Source organism: uncultured Maricaulis sp. (assembly GCF_905480005.1).
GTDB lineage: Bacteria > Pseudomonadota > Alphaproteobacteria > Caulobacterales > Maricaulaceae > Maricaulis.
The window spans coordinates 79,437-96,953 of sequence record NZ_CAJQOO010000008.1; the positions used below are offsets into that span (position 1 = coordinate 79,437).

A 17,517-nucleotide genomic window follows, 5' to 3' on the forward strand; every position below is an offset into this window, starting at 1 on the left:
CGCTCCCGTCCAGATGACGCCGGATCGGCGTAAACACTACCCCCCGGCAGCCGTGTCAGCATAGGGTAAGCCAAATCGGTCGCCAATCGCCGCTGCACGATCTTCACACACAGTTCGCGTTACAAGGAAAAGCCTCGACATGCTCGCCAATCCGATCTCGATCGCGCGCTGGATGGTCGTCGCCGGGAGTCTCGGCCTCTTGGTCGTTGCAGCTCTCGCTGGCTGGTTGCTGCGCGACCAGATTTTCCAGACATTCCAGGACCCCGGCGAACCGTTCCAGACCTATAGCCCGCCCCCGCCGGCAGACTACGCCGCAGCGGACGCCTGGTTCGCGCGGGGCGATTTCAGCGATCCTGAGGAAGCCGCCGTCTTCTTCGTCCATCCGACCACCTATTCCGGCGGTGCCAACTGGAATGGCGCGCTCGACAAGGAAAGCGCAAATCGCCAGGTCATCGACATCGCCCTGCCCAATTACGCGGCCCCCTTCGCGCGTTCCGGCGTCCTGTTCGCGCCACGCTACCGGCAGGCCGCGCTCTATGCCTTCATGAATAACCGGGAGGACAGCGTCCAGGCCCGCCTGTTTGCCCATGAGGATGTCGCGCGGGCCTTCGACGCTTTTCTGGAAGACATCGGTCCTGATCGTCCAATCATTCTCTCTGGCGTCGGTCAGGGCGGGTTTCACGCGCTCGGCTTGTTGATCGACCGCTTTGCGCAGGACGAAACGCTCCGCAGTCGATTGGTGGCGGCCTATATCATTGACGCACCCGTCCCGCTCGACTTGTTCTCCGATGCGCTTGCCGACATCCCGCCTTGTGAAACGGCGGAGGATGTTCGCTGCGTCTTTGCCTATTCCTATGCACAGACAGAGGAATCTGACCGGATCCGCATTCTTACCGAACGCACGATGAGCTGGACCCCGGATCGCAATCTCGCCTTTGTGGAAGGACGGGGCCTGTTGTGCATCAATCCGGTCCTGGGCACCCGGACCAGTGAATATGCCTCGGCGCGTCAGCATCGCGGCGGTGTGGCCGCTGAAGGCTTGCCGCCGGATACGACGCCCGCGCCGATCCCCGGACAGACAGGCGCCCAGTGCGCCGACGGGATACTATTTGTCGACGAGCCCCGTCACCGCGACCTGCAAAGGCCGAATCGCCTGGCCGAGGACTTCAGGGAGCCGCCCTTCAACCTCTTCTACGAGGACCTGCGCCTGGATGCGGCGCAACGCGCCTTTACGCTGATCAGTATCCTGCAGGAAGAACGTCGCTGGGCGCCGCCTCTCGAGATTGTCGAGGATGTCGAGGATGCGCCGGTTGTTCCGATCCCGGACCGACGCGAGTTCTGAGCCGGCTGGCTACAGCCCTTTCGCGAGGGCGTCGAATTCCAGCAGGCGCTTCACCAGAGCCTCGAACTGATCAAGCGGCACCATATTCGGTCCGTCGGATGGCGCATTGTCGGGATCCGGATGCGTTTCCATGAACACAGCCGCGACACCGATCGACACCGCTGCGCGGGCCAGGGTGGGGACAAATTCGCGCTGGCCGCCCGAAGACGCGCCTTGACCGCCGGGCTGCTGGACCGAGTGGGTCGCATCGAAGACCACCGGTGCGCCGAACTGCGCCATGATCGGCAGCGAGCGCATGTCCGATACCAGCGTGTTATAGCCAAAGCTGGCGCCGCGCTCACACGCCATGATGTTGGGATTGCCCGCTGCCGCGATCTTCTCGATCACATTTTTCATGTCCCAGGGTGCCAGGAATTGGCCCTTCTTGACGTTGATCGGCTTGCCGGTCTCGGCCGCCGCAATCAAGAGGTCGGTCTGACGGCAGAGGAAGGCCGGGATCTGGAGAATGTCGACTGCCTGCGCGGCGATACGCGCCTGCTCTTCGGAATGCACATCCGTCAGCACTGGCAGTCCGCTCGTCTCGCGGATCTCTGCAAAGACCGGGAGTGAAGCCTCAAGGCCGAGGCCGCGTTGCGCCTTGATACTGGTGCGGTTCGCCTTGTCGAAGGAGGTCTTGTAGATCAGGCCGACATCCAGACGATCGGCGATCTCACGCAATTGGGCCGAAACTTCCAGCCCATGCTGGCGGCTTTCGAGCTGGCACGGGCCCGCAATCATCGTGAGTTTGCGGTCATTGCCGATCTCGATCGGATTGCGACCGGGACGCGGGATGGAAATGACGGAATTGACCTGGCTCACGCGGGCTCTCCTTGTGGACGCGAATGCTGTCGCTCGACTGATCCGATATCGGATCGATGACGTAGCGAGACAAGGCCCTTATTGAGCGACAGGACAAGAATGGCAAGTTCCAGCGCCACCGATACCGCCCTCGTCTGGTTTCGGCGAGACCTTCGGGTCCTTGATAATCCGGCGCTTCATGCCGCAGTTCGCAGCGGGCACAAGCTTGTCTGCGTTTTCATCCATGAAACCGGGGGCGAGACTGCAACAGCCCCGGGCGCCGCGGCACGCTGGTGGCTGCACCACTCCCTCGAACGCCTCGCCGAGGACTTGTCGGCCCGCGGCGCGCGCCTGGTCCTGCGCAGCGGTGACCCGGCCGAGATCTTGCCGGCCCTGGCTCGCGAAGCATCATGCGGCGAGATCTACTGGAACCGCGCCGACCGGCCCGAGATTGATGCGCGCGACAGACGCTTCGCCCGCCAGCTTGAGCGTTCGGGGATCAGGCCCCGCACATTTCGGGGCAGCACACTCATCGACCCGGCTTCCCATCTCAATGGATCGGACAAGCCCTATCGCGTTTTCACGCCGTTCTGGAAGGCGGCGCTGCGGAACCTTGATCCGCGCGCGCCCTTGCCGGCCCCCACGCAGCTGATCAACGGTAAAAAGGTCGCAAGCGAGGTCCTGGAGGATTGGAGTCTGTTGCCGAGCCGCCCCAATTGGGCGAGTGGCTTTGACCAGGACTGGACACCTGGCGAGGCCGGCGCCCACGCGAAACTCGACGCCTTCCTCTGCGGCCCCATGGCCGCCTACCCTACCGACCGCGATCGCCCCGACCGCGAAGGCACGTCACGCCTTTCGCCGCATTTTGCCTGGGGTGAAATTTCGCCGAGAACCGTGTGGCACCGTGCCCGTGATCACGCCGAGCGCGGCGGCGCGTTCCAACCGATGGAGAAATTCCTCTCGGAAGTGGGTTGGCGCGACTTCGCCATCTATCTCGCATTCCATTTCGGCGATTTGAGAGAGGCGAACTTCAACAGCCAGTTCGATCATTTTCCCTGGCGCAAGAATAATAACGGGCTGGAGGCGTGGAAGCGCGGCCAGACCGGCGTGCCCATCGTCGATGCGGCGATGCGCCAGCTCTGGCAAACGGGCTGGATGCACAACCGCACGCGCATGATCGTCGCGTCTTACCTGATCAAGCATCTCGGCGTTCACTGGCGCGACGGCATGATCTGGTTCGAGGATACCCTGGTCGATGCCGACCTCAATGTGAATGCCGCGAGTTGGCAATGGGTTGCCGGATCCGGCGCCGATGCGGCCCCCTACTTTCGGGTATTCAATCCGGTAAGCCAGGGCGTGAAATTCGACCCGAACGGGGTGTATGTGCGGCGGTGGGTTCCGGAGCTGGCCAAGCTCGACAGCAAAGCGATCCATGCGCCCTGGGACCAGCCGGATGGTATCCTCGCCATGGCCGGTGTCACGCTTGGCAAGACCTATCCGCGCCCGGTCGTCGACCTGAAGCAGGGGCGTGAGAGCGCTCTCGCCGCTTATCAGCACATGAAGGAATGTGCCTCGAGCGCGGCAGCCGAGGCGGACGCGACCAGCTGAACTCAGTTATCGCGAAGGCGGTAGACGATATTCTGGTCGCGGATAGAGAAGGCGCAACCGACCCAGCGGCCCTCTGCATCATACCAAAGGTCGACCGTGACAGAGCCGGTCATCCGGTAGCGGCGGGCGTCGATCAGACCACTTCCGGTCTCGACCCGGTCCATCCCCAGATCCTCGATCGTGACGTCCATTGGCTCACCGGTCTCGGTGTTGAGTACCGCCGGAAGGCCCGCCATATAGCCGGACCAGTGACTGGACGGGACCAGGTCCTCGATCCAGCCGTCTTGCGAGATCAGGCGCCCCGCTTCATCGCGAGACAGCGCGTAGCGGGTGCGGTCACCATCCTTCAGCGTCGAGGCCGTCAGCGAAACCAGCTCGCCTCCGTCCCAGACCTCCTCGGACTCATGCTCGTAGCGAAATACGGTCACCGGTCCGAAACCGACCCGCAGACCGATTTCGATCTCGACTTCCATCCGCCCATCGGGTCGCTCGGAGAATTCCACCCGGTGTTCGCCAAAGGGCGAACCGTTCCGGAATACATCGAAAGTGACATCATCTGGCGTGTCAGCGAGCGCGCCAGGCGTCGCAAAGCTGAGCGTGGCAAGGGCGAGCGGGATGGCTTGAATCATGGGAGTATGGCGGGTCATGATTGGACTACGCTTTGAAGCACGATCCGGATTGCAGGCCTTGCCATTTTCTTTTCCATCCGCGACACCAACTGACACTGGTCAGCCCCAGCCTAGGAGACTTGCCCGTGCAACCTGCCCGCAGCGTTATTGACCTGATCGGCCACACCCCGCTGATACGATTGAACGCCGCCTCGAAAGCCACGGGATGCGAAATCCTCGGCAAGGCGGAGTTTCTCAATCCGGGCGGATCCATCAAGGATCGCGCAGCTCTGGGGATTATCCGAGCTGCGGAAGCCAGTGGTGCGCTGCGCCCTGGCGGCACGATTGTGGAAGGCACGGCCGGCAATACCGGGATCGGTCTCGCCCTGGTTGGTGCCGCCCTCGGCTATCGAGTGGTGATTGTCTTTCCACGCACCCAGTCCAAGGAGAAGAAGGATGCCATTCGATTGCTCGGGGCCGAGTTGATCGAAGTGGATGCCGTGCCCTACGCCAATCCCAATCACTATGCTCGCTATTCCGGGACGCTGGCAGCGGAGCTGAGTGAGAGCGAACCCAATGGGGCTATCTGGGCCAACCAGTTCGACAATACCGCCAATCGCGATTTCCACGCTGCCACCACGGCGCAAGAAATCTGGGACCAGACCGACGGCAAGCTGGATGGCTTCATCTGCGCCGTTGGATCGGGAGGCACGCTCGCCGGTCTGTCCCGCGGCCTGAAGGCCAGGCGGGAGAATGTCCAGATCGGAATCGCCGACCCGGGCGGCGCGGCGCTCTACGGGTTTTTCAAGGATGGTGAGCTCAAGGCCGAAGGCACGTCGATCACGGAAGGGATCGGCCAGAGCCGGGTGACGGCCAATCTCGAGGGCATCCAGGTCGACCGCGCTTATCGTATTCGCGATGAAGAGGCCCTGCCGATCATTTTCGACCTGACCCAGAAGGAAGGCCTGTGTCTGGGCGGGTCTTCCGGGATCAATATCGCCGGCGCCATGCACATGGCACGCGATCTGGGGCCGGGCCATACGATCGTGACCATCCTTTGTGATCACGGCGCCCGCTATCAATCCAAACTCTACAATCCGGATTTCCTGCGCGAAAAAGGCCTGCCCGTGCCGGCCTGGCTGGCCTGATGGGCACAAGCCTGATCCACGCGGGCGCCGCGATTTCGCGGCTGTCCGACCCTGACACCATTTTCCTGGATGCCAGCTGGACCTTCCCAGCCGGGCCGCAGGATGGCGCCGAAGGCTATATACCCGGCGCGCGTCCATTCGATATTGATACCGTCAAGGACACCGCCAACCCGCTGCCGCACATGTTGCCGTCCGCCCCGGATTTTACCCGACACGCCCGCGGGCTTGGCATCAATGGCGCCAGCAGGCTGATCGTCTATGACCGTTTCGGCTTGTTCAGCGCCGCCCGTGTCTGGTGGATGTTCCGGGCCATGGGACATGAAGGTGTCGCGGTTCTTGACGGCGGTCTGCCGGCCTGGATAGCCGCATCGGGGCCGGTCGCAGACCGGCCAGCATCGCGTTGGACGAAGGGTGATTTCGAGGCGGCCTTGATTCCGGCCCGCCTCGCAGACCGGGACAGTGTGGCAGCGGCGGTCAAATCCGGGCGGAGCCAGATTCTGGATTCCCGCGGCAAGGCTCGTTTTGCGGCGCGTATCCCCGAACCGCGCCCGGACATGCGCGGTGGCCACATGCTCGGCGCGCGAAACCTGCCCTACACGACCTTGCTGACAACGGAGGGCAAGCTCCGGATCGACGAAACGCTCTTCACGCGAGCCGGATTTGATCCGGACCGGCCGACCATCACGAGCTGCGGCTCTGGGGTCACGGCTTGCATTGTTTCGCTGGCACTGGATTGTCTGGGATACGATTCCGCCGTCTATGACGGATCCTGGAGCGAATGGGGCAGCTGTCCCGACACCGAAATCGAAACGGGACGCGCCGCGCCATGAAAGACGATACCCGCCTCACCCGCCTGGGCCGACCGCATGATGAGCGCGGACAGGTCAATCCTTCCGTAGCGCGCGGATCGACCATGCTGGCGCCGTCGGCCGCCGCACTCTACGACTTTCCGCCAAGCCGCAAGCATTATGGCCGGGTGGGTCTGGAGACCCATGACGCCCTGCGCACCGCCCTCACCGAGTTGCAGGGGGGAGCGGGTTCGGCCCTCACCTCATCCGGCCTGATGGCCAATACGCTGTCCATCCTTGCCGCGACCGAGGCTGGCGGGGAAATCTTGGCTGCCGACTGTATCTACGGGCCGGTCCGCAATTTCCTGCTGACCCAATTGTCGCGCTATGGAATCACGACCCGTTTCTTCGCGCCGCGCATGGGCGCCGAGATCGCGGACCTGATCACCGACAAGACCCAGGCTATCCTGCTGGAGAGCCCGGGCTCCCTGACGATGGAAATGCAGGACGTCCCGGCGATCGCAAGAATTGCCCGGGACAAGGGTGTCACCACAATTATCGACGATACCTGGAGCGCCGGGCTGACTTTCAAGCCGCTTCAGCTTGGCGTCGATTACGCGGTCCAGGCACTGACCAAATATGTGGGCGGGCATTCCGACCTGCTCATGGGCGCTGTCGTCGCGCGCGATGAGGCGCTGTTCCAGAGACTGCAAACCACAGAGCGCGCCTTCGGTTTCCATACCGGGCCGGACGATGCCTATCTCGCCTTGCGCGGCCTGCGGTCGATGGCGGTCCGCATGGAGCGGAGCGCTGCCAGCAGCCTGGCCATCGCCGACTGGCTCGCCGCCCGATCAGAGGTCGGGGCCATTCGACACCCGGCCCGCCCGGATCATCCCGACCATGCCATTTTCCAGCGCGATTTCACCGGTGCCTGCGGGCTCTTCGCCTTTGAGGTCCCGGGCTGGGATGTGGCGATGTCCGAGCGTTTCCTGGACGCGCTGGAAGTCTTTGGCATGGGCTTTTCCTGGGGCGGCTATGAAAGCCTCGCCATCCATTGCGATCCGCAATTGAAGCGCACGAAGACCGACCACAGCCATGACGGCGCCTTGATCCGTCTCTCTATCGGTCTCGAAGCCCCCGAAGACCTGGTCGCCGATCTGGAGCGCGGTTTCGCAGCTGTCGCGGCCATACGCTGAACCGGGCGAGCCCGCCCCCTCGGGACGGGACCGCGGAGTGAGTTGTCGTGCGCAGGAAAGCTGGCGCTTCCGGCAGGACTCGAACCTGCAACCATCCGCTTAGAAGGCGGGCGCTCTATCCGGTTGAGCTACGGAAGCTGAAAACTGTCAGGCGAGGCGCCTAGTGCGACCAGGGCTGTTTGCGATCGGCCGAGAAATTATCGGCATAGGATTTCGCGTAACGCTTTGGTTCATGCGGCTCGACGACCTGGAACGGAATACCCTGACGCTTGGCATAGGCCACCGCATCTTCCTGGGTGTCAAAGGTCAGCTTGATCTGGCCACGCATGTCGGAGGACGAGGTCCAGCCCATCAGCGGGTCGGGGCGCTTGGCCATCTCGGGCGAGAATTCGAGCACCCATCTTTTGGTCTTGCCGCGACCGGATTGCATCGCATTGCGTGCGGGACGATAGATCTTTGCGAACATGCGTCTCTCCCAATCATATCACGACATTGCCGGGCGGGACCCTGCGAAGGCCCGGCAAATGGTCGGGGCGGCAAGATTCGAACTTGCGACCCTTCGCTCCCAAAGCGAATGCGCTACCAGACTGCGCCACGCCCCGACTGAGTGCCCTTATGTAAGCGCGTTCCGATTAAGGCAAGCCTACTGCGCCTCGACAGGGCTTTCCTCTGCAGCATCATCATCGTCCGCGACCGCTGCCGGCTCGCCATCATTACCGAAAATGGCGTGGTGAACACTATCACCCGGGCGCAGTCCCAGCTCGATCGCCTGCCCCGCGCCCAGCTCCAGGACGCCGGAAACACTGGCTTCCGCGGCAAGGCTGCGCAGCGATTCGGCCTGGGCATAGGCAATGATCTTCACAATCCTGCCCTCCGGATCGATGAAAACAATATCCAGATCGACCAGCGTGTTCCGCATCCACATGGAGGCTGATTCCGGCGGCGCATACTCGAACAGCATGCCCGTGCCCGGCTCGATGCTCTCGCGCCACATCAACCCGCGCTGTTTTTGGTCAAGCGTCGTTGCGATCTCCGCCATGATGACATGACTGGCGCCACTCGCCGTGTCGATCCGGACGACATCGGGACCACCGAATATGATCGGCGCATCCTGTGCAGTCGGGTCAAGAGCAGGTTGAGGAGTGGCGGGCTGGGCCGAAACGGCGCCGGCCAGACCAAGAGCCAGAAGGCTGGAGAGGATCAGGTTTCGCATGGCCGCAAGCTAACCGCGCACCCGTGGGCGCGCAACGGTCAAACGCAAGGGAAAGCGGCGGGCGACGCAGGTCACCCGCCCTTGATAGTCAGGCCGCGCCGGCAGGCTTGATTTCCGCGGCCAGCGCGCCCTTGGGGCCCTCGACACAGCGAACCTCGAGGCGATCACCGGGCTGGATATCGTCCAGCCCCGCGCGCCGCAGAGTGGCTGCGTGCAGGAAGACGTCACCCTCGACCTCGTCGCAGGTGACAAATCCGTATCCACGCAGCGCGTCGAACCATTTCACCACCGCCTCGCTGAAAGGCGCGTTTGTAACGGCATAAGGATGGAAACGTCGTGGTCGGGTCTCGGCTTCGGCATCGCCGCCCACCATCTCAACCAGTTCGACCGCCTGTCGGCCCTTGTCGCCCTGAACCGCTTTGCACAGCACTTTCGCATTGGGAAGCGCCGGACCTTGCCCGAACCGCCTGAGGCAGCTCGCATGAAGCAGGATGTCCCCCTGCCCGTCACTTGCATCGATAAACCCATAGCCCCGAGCCGGATCGTACCACTTCACCCGGCCTTCGAGCTCAAGCATCTCCGTGTCTTCAAACACTTCGTGAGCCAAAACCATAATGTCACTCGCTTAAACAACCCTCGAGCGAAAGGTTGTTACACAAACTGATAGGTTAAGAGAAGATGAATTCGGCTTTGGGCCGTATTGGCTCTGACCTAAATATTGATAGTGCGAGCCATTCTCACCCCTTCAACTACTATATCTTGTGGTTTTGTAGAATTCTCCACGCTACTTGATGCGCTTAGCATGACAGTTCGGTAATGTGCATTTTTTCCCGTATCAGGCGAATTTTTTATGCACCTTGATCCGGCCATAGGCTCGGAAATGCTCCGTGAACACATCAAAACACGTGAATTTGACTGGAAAATTGAGCCGGATAACCGCTGAGTCTCAATCTTCGGTCAGCGAGACCTGCAAACGCTCGGTCTGGGCGAGACGCTCAACCGCTGCAGCGGAACGATAGATCGCCGAATTCGAGGCATGCTCAGAACATTCCACCGACTCGACCCAGCAGCGGCCACCCGTCGCCGTGGCCACGATCTCGGACGCCTTGTGAAAGGCCATCTCGGCCATACGCTCACAGCTCGTACCCTCGACAAGACGAATCTTGGCCAGGCCGCACTCGCCGAGCGCTTCAAGCATCGGCCGCTCGGGATCATCGCGCGCGACCAGGAGTGAGTGGTCGAACATGTCGTGCAGCCACTCCTTGATCGGCCCGAAACCATCCTTGCCGAAATCCAGCACCCAGCCCCGCTTGTCGAGCTGTTCCGCGGCGAACACGAAGTTGAAGCCGAAGGAATAGCCGTGCAGAAGCGCGCAATGGCTGTCCGCAGCCCATTGCCGAGAGCAACAGGACAGACCGCGCTCATTGCCATAGGATTTGGTCGACAGATGGGCCATGCCCGTACGCTCCGCTTTCGGTTTCGGTGTGGGCCTATAGCCCGCGCCCCGCGCAGAGGCAAACCCGGACTGCCCGCGCAATGGGCATGGCGACCGGCTGATCTCGCATCATCATCTGTATGGGGAGGACATCGTGGCAGTCCCTAGGGGAATCGAACCCCTCTTTCCAGGTTGAAAACCTGGCGTCCTAACCGATAGACGAAGGGACCGCAGCGATGTGAGGGCCGTCGTATAGAAAAGCCTGAGCATCCTTGCAAGCGGGATTTCTGCAAAAAATCATTCCGCTGCAGTTGCGAGGTCTTCCAGGTGGAGCTGCACGCGTTCCCGGCCCTGCCAGCTGTCCAGTTTAAGGCGTCCGAAAGCGTGGAACAAGTCCGGGCCCGCCGCCAGCAGGGCCTCGCCAATTGGCGTATCGGCGCAGCGAAAGCAAATACCATCGACCCGGCGGCTGTCGATATCGGTGAGCGTGAAACGCACATGATCCGTGCCTACACGCTTGGCGAAGCTGACCCGCATCCTTGGCAGGACAAAGCACGGTTCCGCATTGCCCTGACCGTAAGGACCCGCCTGTTCCAGCGTGCGTGCGAGGTCGAGCGTGAGCCCGGAGGCGGACAAGACACCATCGGCCTTCAGCGCCATGGCATCGGCTGCGGCTGCGAGTTCGGGCGCCAGACGTGTGTCGAGATCGGCGACGAGCTCTGTTATCCGGTCCGGATCGACGCTGAGCCCACCGGCCATGGCGTGACCGCCGCCGGAGAGCAACAGGCCGGCCTCGCGGGCCGCCGCGATCGCGCCGCCCAGATTTACGCCGGGTACGGAGCGACCGGACCCCTTGCCGACGGGCGGTGTCGCTTCGCGATCAATCCCGATAACGATGACGGGCTTGTCGAAACGTTCCTTCAGCCGGCCGGCCACAACGCCGATCACGCCAGGGTGCCAGCCTTCGCCGGCGGCAATCAGGATCGCCCGGTCCGATGCCTGGCCTTCTAGCTGGGCGCTGGCAGCGTCCAGCACGTCCGCCTCGATGGCGCGACGCTCGGCGTTGAGCCGGTCGAGTTGATCGGAAATCCGCAGCGCCACGGCCTCATCCTCGGTGGTCAGCAGGGTCGCGCCGAGATCCGATTTGCCGACCCGGCCGCCGGCATTGATACGCGGCCCGATCAGGAAACCGGCATGATAGGTCGTCGCCTCACCTTCCACGCCCGACTTTTCGGCCAGGCTTCGCAGACCGAGATTGCGCCAGCCGGTCATCGCCTTCAGGCCCTGGGCGGTGATCGCTCGATTAATGCCGGTGAGCGGAACGACATCACAGATCGTGCCGAGGGCGGCGAGGTCGATCCAGTCGAGCAGATTGGGCTCATTGTCAGGCGTGATGGTCCCGCGCCGCCGGCCTTCGCGATTGAGTGCCGCGAGGAATACAAAGGTTACCCCGGCAGCCGCGAGATGACCGCAACCGGATTTGTCGTCGGCCCGGTTGGGATTGACCAGCGCCGCGGCGGGCGGCATCGCCGCATCCATCAAATGGTGGTCGATGACGATGACGTCGAGATCGATGGTCGCCGCATGCTCCAGAGCCGCGTGGGCAGCAGCGCCGCAATCCACCGTGATGACGAGCTCCGCGCCGCGCGCTTTCAGCGTGTCGAACGCCTCGCCCGACGGGCCATACCCCTCCTCGACACGGTCAGGCACGTAAATCTCCGCATCATGGTCGAAATGCCGGAAATACCGGATGAGTTGAGCGGCCGAGGTCGCACCGTCGACATCGTAATCGGCGAATACCGCCATCGGGCGTGCCGTCTCGATCGCCTCCCATACGAGGCGGGCGGCCTTGTCCATATCGGCGAAATCGGCGGGATCGGGAAAACTGTCACGCAAGCGCGGCGCGAGATAGCCCGCTGCGCCTTGCGCGGTGATACCCCTCGCCGCCATGACCCGCGCGAGCGCGTCGGGCACGCCCTGCTGGCGGGCGATGGTGACAATCTCGCCCTCATCCGCCTCGCGCAGCCTCCAGCGTTTGCCGGATAGCGAACGGCTCACCCCCAGGAGTGGAGATGAGCCGCCGGATTGTGTCGGATTGTCGTCGAGCATCACACCATCGATCAGGCCGCCGGTCGGGCTGACCGGATACGGCGGACGGAATGATCGGCTGAGTCGAGCAAAAGCGTATGCGTGTGGACCAGATCGCCCTCCTTGCGCACACCATCGACCAGATCACCATCGGTGACGCCGGCGGCGACGAAAAGGCAATGGCTCGCCGCCAGTTCGGCGACGTCATACTTGCGATCGAGATCCGTCACCCCGGTCCGGGCCGCACGCACACGTTCATCATCATTGCGGAAGACGAGACGCGCCTGCATCTGGCCACCGATACAGCGCAGGGCCGAAGCGAGCAGCACACCTTCAGGGGCGCCGCCCTGGCCGATATAGAGGTCGACACCGGCACCGAGGCCCGCCGTCCCCATCCCGCCGGCGACATCGCCATCGGGGATCAGGCGAATGCGGCCACCGACCGATTTCACACCATCCATGATGGGCTGGTGACGCTCGCGTTCGAGGATACAGACGGTGATCTCGGATGGGTCGACACCCTTGGCCTTGGCCAGATTGCGGACATTATCCGCGGGCGAGGCATCGAGATCGATCACGCCAGCGGGCAGACCCGGGCCGACAGCAATCTTGTCCATATAGGTATCCGGCGCATGCAGCAGACCGCCGCGGAGCGCGAAGGAGACCAGGACCAGCGCATTGGGTTGCCCTTTTGCGGTCAGCGTCGTGCCTTCGAGCGGATCCAGTGCGATGTCGATCTCGGGGCCTTCGCCCGTCCCGACTTCCTCACCAATGAAGAGCATTGGCGCTTCGTCACGCTCGCCCTCGCCAATCACGATCCGCCCCTTCATGGGCATGGCGTTCAAGCCCGTGCGCAGAGCGTCAACTGCGGCCTGGTCCGCCAATTCCTTTTCACCACGCCCGATCCAGCCATAGGCTGCCACGGCTGCGTGCTCAGCCGCACGAACGGCCTGAAAGGCCAGATTGGTCAGGGCTTGCGTGTCGCTCATTTCGTCTTCCTCATCATCCCGTCCGGGTGCGGAACGGGCGGCTTTACGCCGATCCTATTGCTGGGGAGGCTGGGTTCGGGCCTGCCCGTCACTCACAAAATCACTGGCGTCCCCACGCCGGTTTTCCTCTTCGCGGCGTAAGGCCTCGGCCTGCATGGCGGCGCGCTCATCGAGCAGGCGCTGCGTGGCAGCATCCATGGCCCCCGCTTCGCTCTGTGGAAGGGATGTTACCGGTACCACGGGCGGTGCTTCTCGTCTATCCCCGGCTCGGGCGAGACGTTCATCAACCCAGCTCGGATTGGCATCATCGGACGCCGGCATGTCGATCACGGCGCAGCCGCCAGCACCGAGCGTCACACACAGGACGAACAGGACATGTTTCATGGGCTCTCCTCGCGCTGGACGCGCGTCGCGCTTTCTATACGCTGATAAGGGTCTGAGTCACCTGTTGATCACAAGGGATTGCCATGAGCGACACGTCGGGAAATGACAAGAATAAGGATCCCGGCAAGCCTGATGACAAGGCCGACACGCCTGGTTGGGCCGGGTTCTCCGAAAAGGAATTCGACGCCCTCGACAAGGTATCGCGCAATCTGATGCAGGCCTCATTGAAGTCGCAGCACCTGATGTCAGACGTCATGCGCAAGGCGATTGAGGGCGATCCGGTCCTGCCCAATGCCGACCCCTTTCATTCGGCGCCGGAATTCCAGGAAGTCTGGGCTAAGATTGCCGAACAGCCCGACCTCATGATGCAAGCCCAGGCCGATCTCATGAAGGGCTATATCGATCTCTGGTCGAACACGACCAAGCGGATGATGACCAGTGATTCGCCGACGACGCCGGCCATCAGTCCCGAACCCGGTGACAAGCGCTGGCGCTCGGCTGACTGGTCGGAAAACCCGGTTTTCGACGCGATCAAGCAATCCTATCTGCTCAACCAGCATTTCATGATGGGTCTGGTCGGCAGCGTTGACGGCATCGATGAGCGGACCAAGCGCAAAGTCGAGTTTCTCACCAAACAGATGACGGATGCGCTGTCGCCCACGAATTTTGCCCTGACCAACCCCGACGTACTCCGCGCAACCATGGAAAGCCAGGGAGAGAACCTGACCAGGGGATTGCAGAACCTGCTCGATGATCTCGCAGCCGGCGACGGGCGACTGGCGCTCACCCAGACGGATACGGACGGGTTCAAGGTCGGCCGCGACATGGCGACAACGCCGGGCAAGGTCGTCTTCCAGAACGATCTGATGGAATTGATCCAGTACGCGCCGACAACAGAGAGCGTGAAGGCGCGTCCACTGCTGATAGCGCCGCCCTGGATCAACAAATTCTACATCATGGATCTGCGCGAAAAGAATTCCATGATCCGCTGGCTGGTCGATCAGGGCTTCACCGTCTTCCTGATTTCCTGGGTCAATCCGGGCCCGGAGCTCAAGGACAAGACCTTCGAGGATTACATGCATGAGGGGCTGTTTGCAGCCCTGCACGCGATCGAGGCTGCCACCGGCGAAACCTCTGTCAATGCAGTCGGCTATTGCGTGGCGGGTACGCTCCTTTCCTCGGCCATGGCCTGGCTTGAGGCGGAAGGCCAGTCAGAACGAATTGCCTCGGCAACCTTCTTCGCGGCCCAGTCGGATTTCGAAAAGGCCGGTGATCTGCTCATCTTCATTGATGATGTCTGGCTGAAGGAAATCGAGCGCATCATGGACAGCCAGGGCGGTGTTCTGGACGGACGCTCGATGGCGGACACATTCAATCTCCTGCGCTCGAACGATCTTGTCTGGTCCTTCGTGGTCAATAACTACCTGCTCGGCCGCCAGCCTCAAGCCTTCGACCTCCTGTTCTGGAATGCCGACCAGACGCGCATGCCCAAGGCCCTGCACCTCTGGTATCTCGACAATTTCTACAAGAATAACCGATTGGCGAAGGGCGAGCTCGAGCTCGGCGGCCACACGCTGGATCTCGGTGCCGTCAAGACACCGGTCTATATCCAGGCATCCCGCGAGGACCATATCGCGCCCTACCCGTCCGTGTATCGCGCCGCCCGCCTGTTTGGCGGCCCGGCCCGCTTCATGATGGCGGGCTCCGGACATATTGCCGGCGTGATCAATCACCCCGACGCCAAGAAATACCAGTACTGGACCAATGACGCCCTACCCGAGACCGTCGAAGACTGGATCGGCGGCGCATCGGAGCATCCCGGCTCCTGGTGGGGCGATTGGCGCGCCTGGCTGTTTGACCGCTCGGGCGACGATGTCCCGCCGCGCACGCCCGGTGATGGCAAGCTGAAGGCGATCCGCAAGGCGCCCGGCCGCAACGTCCTTGTGCGAAGCGACGCCAAGCCGTCGAAATCGGCAAAACCGGAACCGGCAGCCTAGGCGTCGACCTGACCGAATTGCAGCTCGACATATCGGGCGTAGAGACCGCCGCGCTGAAGCAGGTCGTCATGGCGACCGGTGTCGACCACTTGCCCGTTCTCCAGAACGATAATCCGGTCTGCCGAACGCACGGTCGCCAGCCTGTGGGCGATCACCAGGGTTGTTCGTCCCTCGGACAGGGTCTCCACGGCGGCCTGGATCAGTTGCTCACTCTCTGAGTCGAGAGCGCTGGTCGCCTCGTCAAGCAGCAGGACCGGGGCATCGCGCAAAATGGCGCGGGCGATGGCGAGGCGTTGGCGCTGCCCGCCGGACAGGCTGGCGGCCCGCTCGCCAAGCGATGTGTCATAGCCCTCTGGCAAGGCCTGGATGAAGGCGTCGGCATTGGCGGCCCGAGCCGCGGCCTGGACCTCGGCATCACTCGCTTCGGGGCGTCCAAAGCGGATATTGTCGGCCACGCTTCCCGAGAAGAGCGGCGCGTTTTGCTGCACGATGGCCAGCTTTTCGCGCAAGGCTTGCGGATCGAGCTGTTTGATATCGCGTCCATCCAGACAGATCCGCCCGCCAAGGGGATCATGCAGGCGCAGCAGAAGCTGGAACAGTGTCGTCTTGCCAGCCCCGGACGGCCCGACAATGGCGACCGTCTCGCCGGGTCTGGCCTCGAAGCTGACCGCCCGCAGAGCCGGTTCGGCCTCCCGGCCCGGATAGGCGAAACGGACAGCCTCGAACGCAATCGCGCCTTCAACGGGCTCGGCCAGCTCCTCGACCGGCGACGCGATGGGCAGTGAGGTGCGCGCGACCAGCAATTCCATCAGACGCTCGGTGGCACCGGCCGCCCGCATCATCTCGGTGTAGGTTTCGGTGAGCATGCCCACGCCGCTCACGGCGACAAAGGCATACATCACGAACTGGGTCATCGCGCCGGGCGTGATGGCGCCAGCCTGCACCTGAACAGCACCAAACCACAGCACCGCGATCAATCCGGTCAGAATGACCGAGAAGATCAAGGCGGTCATGAAGGAGCGGACATTGATCCGCCGCATCGCCGAGACAAAGGTCATTTCCACCGCCTTGCCAAAGCGGTGGGATTCCTCGCGCTCGCGGGTGAAGGCCTGCACTGTCTGGATTGCCTGCAGGGTCTCGCCGGCCCGCGCCGAGGCATCGGCCAGATTATCCTGGCTGACGCGCGACAGACGCTGGATCCGGCGGCCGAACAACATGATCGGTCCCAGCATCAAAGGGCCGAGCGCCAGCACGAGCAGGGCCAGCTGCCAGCTCACGACGACCATCAGGATCAAGGCTCCGGTCGTGGTCGCCACGGTCCGCAACGCCACCGAGATCGAGGACCCGACGACCGTCTGTATCAAGGTTGTATCGGTGGTCAGGCGCGAGAGCACCTCGCCGGTCCGCGTCCCTGCATAAAAACGCGCATCGAGCGACAGCAGATGGGAAAATACATCCTGGCGCAGATCCGCCACGACACGTTCACCCAGCCGACTGATGAAATAGAATCGGAAAGCGCTGGCGAGGCCCAGCAGGACCGCCACACCCATCCCGGCCAGAAAATAGATTCCGAGCCCCGAGCTGTCCCCCAGGCCGGCACAGGCATCAGACTGGGTCGCGCCTGCAAAACCGCAATCGACCACGAGACGGAAGGCTGCGGGCAGGAGCAACGTCAGACCAGACGCCAGGAAGAGAAAAACCGAGAAGGCCGCCAACAAGCCCGGATAGCGCAATATATAGGGCATCAGTCGGCGCAAGGGCTGCACCGATTTGGCCTTTTCCCGGTGGGCCTGGTCGCGCTCGAGCTCGGCGGCAAATCCTGAACCGCGGGCTTCGTCCACGGCAGCATCTCGCGCGGTCTGGGTTTCGGTCATGCAATCACTC

16 protein-coding genes and 3 tRNA genes are annotated in these 17,517 nt (G+C 62.7%); 6 read left to right on the forward strand and 13 right to left on the reverse strand.

The features are described 5' to 3' along the window. The first annotated feature begins 139 nt into the window (after positions 1-139). Entirely contained in the window at positions 140-1,342 is a 1,203-nt protein-coding gene (locus QZ266_RS01135) for a DUF3089 domain-containing protein (protein WP_295690875.1), read from the forward strand. A 9-nt stretch (positions 1,343-1,351) separates the two neighbouring features. Here the strand turns inward: QZ266_RS01135 and kdsA are convergent, their stop codons facing one another. Next, a complete protein-coding gene (gene kdsA, locus QZ266_RS01140; RefSeq protein WP_295690878.1) occupies positions 1,352-2,200 on the reverse strand; it encodes a 3-deoxy-8-phosphooctulonate synthase in 849 nt (282 codons plus the stop codon). A 99-nt stretch (positions 2,201-2,299) separates the two neighbouring features. Here kdsA and QZ266_RS01145 point away from each other — a divergent pair, with 99 nt between their 5' ends. Then, positions 2,300-3,787: a deoxyribodipyrimidine photo-lyase gene (locus tag QZ266_RS01145; RefSeq protein ID WP_295690881.1), complete on the forward strand. Its 1,488-nt coding sequence runs from the start codon at positions 2,300-2,302 to the stop codon at positions 3,785-3,787. A 2-nt stretch (positions 3,788-3,789) separates the two neighbouring features. Here QZ266_RS01145 and QZ266_RS01150 read toward each other — a convergent pair whose 3' ends face one another. Then, positions 3,790-4,416 carry a DUF6134 family protein gene (locus QZ266_RS01150; protein ID WP_295690883.1) on the reverse strand — a complete coding sequence of 209 codons (627 nt, stop codon included), beginning with the start codon at positions 4,414-4,416 and terminating at the stop codon, positions 3,790-3,792. A gap of 119 nt (positions 4,417-4,535) precedes the next feature. Between QZ266_RS01150 and QZ266_RS01155 the strand changes: the two genes are divergently transcribed. The 3 genes from QZ266_RS01155 to metC are packed head-to-tail and all read left to right on the forward strand — an operon-like array spanning position 4,536 to position 7,527. After that, the gene (locus tag QZ266_RS01155; protein ID WP_366523901.1) at positions 4,536-5,543 is read left to right on the forward strand and encodes a cysteine synthase A; all 1,008 of its coding nucleotides are present in this window, start codon (positions 4,536-4,538) and stop codon (positions 5,541-5,543) included. Beyond that, positions 5,543-6,373 carry a sulfurtransferase gene (locus QZ266_RS01160; RefSeq protein ID WP_295690885.1) on the forward strand — a complete coding sequence of 277 codons (831 nt, stop codon included), beginning with the start codon at positions 5,543-5,545 and terminating at the stop codon, positions 6,371-6,373. The genes QZ266_RS01155 and QZ266_RS01160 overlap by 1 nt, the downstream gene beginning before the upstream one ends. Beyond that, on the forward strand, positions 6,370-7,527 hold the full coding sequence (gene metC, locus QZ266_RS01165) for a cystathionine beta-lyase (protein ID WP_295690888.1): 1,158 nt from the start codon (positions 6,370-6,372) through the stop codon (positions 7,525-7,527). The genes QZ266_RS01160 and metC overlap by 4 nt, the downstream gene beginning before the upstream one ends. Positions 7,528-7,588: 61 nt before the next feature. On the opposite strand, the gene QZ266_RS01170 is transcribed toward metC, so the two are convergent. The 10 genes from QZ266_RS01170 to QZ266_RS01215 all read right to left on the reverse strand — a co-directional run bounded on the left by QZ266_RS01170 (position 7,589) and on the right by QZ266_RS01215 (position 13,636). Beyond that, positions 7,589-7,665 (reverse strand) — tRNA-Arg (locus QZ266_RS01170). Positions 7,666-7,687: 22 nt separating this feature from the next. Continuing rightward, complete coding sequence (locus tag QZ266_RS01175; protein WP_295690890.1) at positions 7,688-7,993, reverse strand: ETC complex I subunit; 306 nt, start codon at positions 7,991-7,993, stop codon at positions 7,688-7,690. A gap of 59 nt (positions 7,994-8,052) precedes the next feature. Then, a tRNA-Pro gene (locus QZ266_RS01180) sits at positions 8,053-8,129 on the reverse strand. 41 nt (positions 8,130-8,170) lie between these two features. Next, entirely contained in the window at positions 8,171-8,740 is a 570-nt protein-coding gene (locus QZ266_RS01185; protein WP_295690893.1) for a DUF192 domain-containing protein, read from the reverse strand. 88 nt (positions 8,741-8,828) lie between these two features. Further along, positions 8,829-9,317 carry a cold-shock protein gene (locus QZ266_RS01190; protein WP_295690894.1) on the reverse strand — a complete coding sequence of 163 codons (489 nt, stop codon included), beginning with the start codon at positions 9,315-9,317 and terminating at the stop codon, positions 8,829-8,831. A 369-nt stretch (positions 9,318-9,686) separates the two neighbouring features. Beyond that, a complete protein-coding gene (locus QZ266_RS01195; protein WP_295690896.1) occupies positions 9,687-10,196 on the reverse strand; it encodes a 6-carboxytetrahydropterin synthase in 510 nt (169 codons plus the stop codon). A gap of 134 nt (positions 10,197-10,330) precedes the next feature. Next, positions 10,331-10,405, reverse strand: a tRNA-Glu gene (locus tag QZ266_RS01200). Between the two features lie 67 nt (positions 10,406-10,472). Beyond that, positions 10,473-12,284 carry a single-stranded-DNA-specific exonuclease RecJ gene (gene recJ / locus QZ266_RS01205; RefSeq protein WP_295690899.1) on the reverse strand — a complete coding sequence of 604 codons (1,812 nt, stop codon included), beginning with the start codon at positions 12,282-12,284 and terminating at the stop codon, positions 10,473-10,475. A gap of 11 nt (positions 12,285-12,295) precedes the next feature. Continuing rightward, complete coding sequence (glpX, locus tag QZ266_RS01210) at positions 12,296-13,252, reverse strand: class II fructose-bisphosphatase (RefSeq protein ID WP_295690901.1); 957 nt, start codon at positions 13,250-13,252, stop codon at positions 12,296-12,298. A 54-nt stretch (positions 13,253-13,306) separates the two neighbouring features. Beyond that, entirely contained in the window at positions 13,307-13,636 is a 330-nt protein-coding gene (locus tag QZ266_RS01215) for a hypothetical protein (RefSeq protein WP_295690902.1), read from the reverse strand. Between the two features lie 83 nt (positions 13,637-13,719). On the opposite strand from QZ266_RS01215, the gene phaC reads away from it, so the two are divergent. Next, complete coding sequence (phaC, locus tag QZ266_RS01220) at positions 13,720-15,633, forward strand: class I poly(R)-hydroxyalkanoic acid synthase (protein ID WP_295690904.1); 1,914 nt, start codon at positions 13,720-13,722, stop codon at positions 15,631-15,633. On the opposite strand, the gene QZ266_RS01225 is transcribed toward phaC, so the two are convergent. Further along, positions 15,630-17,507: an ABC transporter transmembrane domain-containing protein gene (locus tag QZ266_RS01225; protein WP_295690905.1), complete on the reverse strand. Its 1,878-nt coding sequence runs from the start codon at positions 17,505-17,507 to the stop codon at positions 15,630-15,632. The two genes, phaC and QZ266_RS01225, sit on opposite strands and share 4 nt — an antisense overlap. Positions 17,508-17,517: the final 10 nt, after the last annotated feature.

Bases quoted from the DNA above. Each gene is read 5' to 3' on its own strand.
- QZ266_RS01190 (WP_295690894.1), bottom strand. From the start codon at position 9,317: ATGCTTGAGCTCGAAGGCCGGGTGAAGTGGTACGATCCGGCTCGGGGC.
- QZ266_RS01215 (WP_295690902.1), bottom strand. From the start codon at position 13,636: ATGAAACATGTCCTGTTCGTCCTGTGTGTGACGCTCGGTGCTGGCGGC.
- QZ266_RS01185 (WP_295690893.1), bottom strand. From the start codon at position 8,740: ATGCGAAACCTGATCCTCTCCAGCCTTCTGGCTCTTGGTCTGGCCGGC.
- QZ266_RS01160 (WP_295690885.1), top strand. From the start codon at position 5,543: ATGGGCACAAGCCTGATCCACGCGGGCGCCGCGATTTCGCGGCTGTCC.
- metC (WP_295690888.1), top strand. From the start codon at position 6,370: ATGAAAGACGATACCCGCCTCACCCGCCTGGGCCGACCGCATGATGAG.
- QZ266_RS01195 (WP_295690896.1), bottom strand. From the start codon at position 10,196: ATGGCCCATCTGTCGACCAAATCCTATGGCAATGAGCGCGGTCTGTCC.
- phaC (WP_295690904.1), top strand. From the start codon at position 13,720: ATGAGCGACACGTCGGGAAATGACAAGAATAAGGATCCCGGCAAGCCT.
- recJ (WP_295690899.1), bottom strand. From the start codon at position 12,284: ATGCTCGACGACAATCCGACACAATCCGGCGGCTCATCTCCACTCCTG.
- QZ266_RS01225 (WP_295690905.1), bottom strand. From the start codon at position 17,507: ATGACCGAAACCCAGACCGCGCGAGATGCTGCCGTGGACGAAGCCCGC.
- QZ266_RS01175 (WP_295690890.1), bottom strand. From the start codon at position 7,993: ATGTTCGCAAAGATCTATCGTCCCGCACGCAATGCGATGCAATCCGGT.
- glpX (WP_295690901.1), bottom strand. From the start codon at position 13,252: ATGAGCGACACGCAAGCCCTGACCAATCTGGCCTTTCAGGCCGTTCGT.
- QZ266_RS01135 (WP_295690875.1), top strand. From the start codon at position 140: ATGCTCGCCAATCCGATCTCGATCGCGCGCTGGATGGTCGTCGCCGGG.
- QZ266_RS01145 (WP_295690881.1), top strand. From the start codon at position 2,300: ATGGCAAGTTCCAGCGCCACCGATACCGCCCTCGTCTGGTTTCGGCGA.
- QZ266_RS01150 (WP_295690883.1), bottom strand. From the start codon at position 4,416: ATGATTCAAGCCATCCCGCTCGCCCTTGCCACGCTCAGCTTTGCGACG.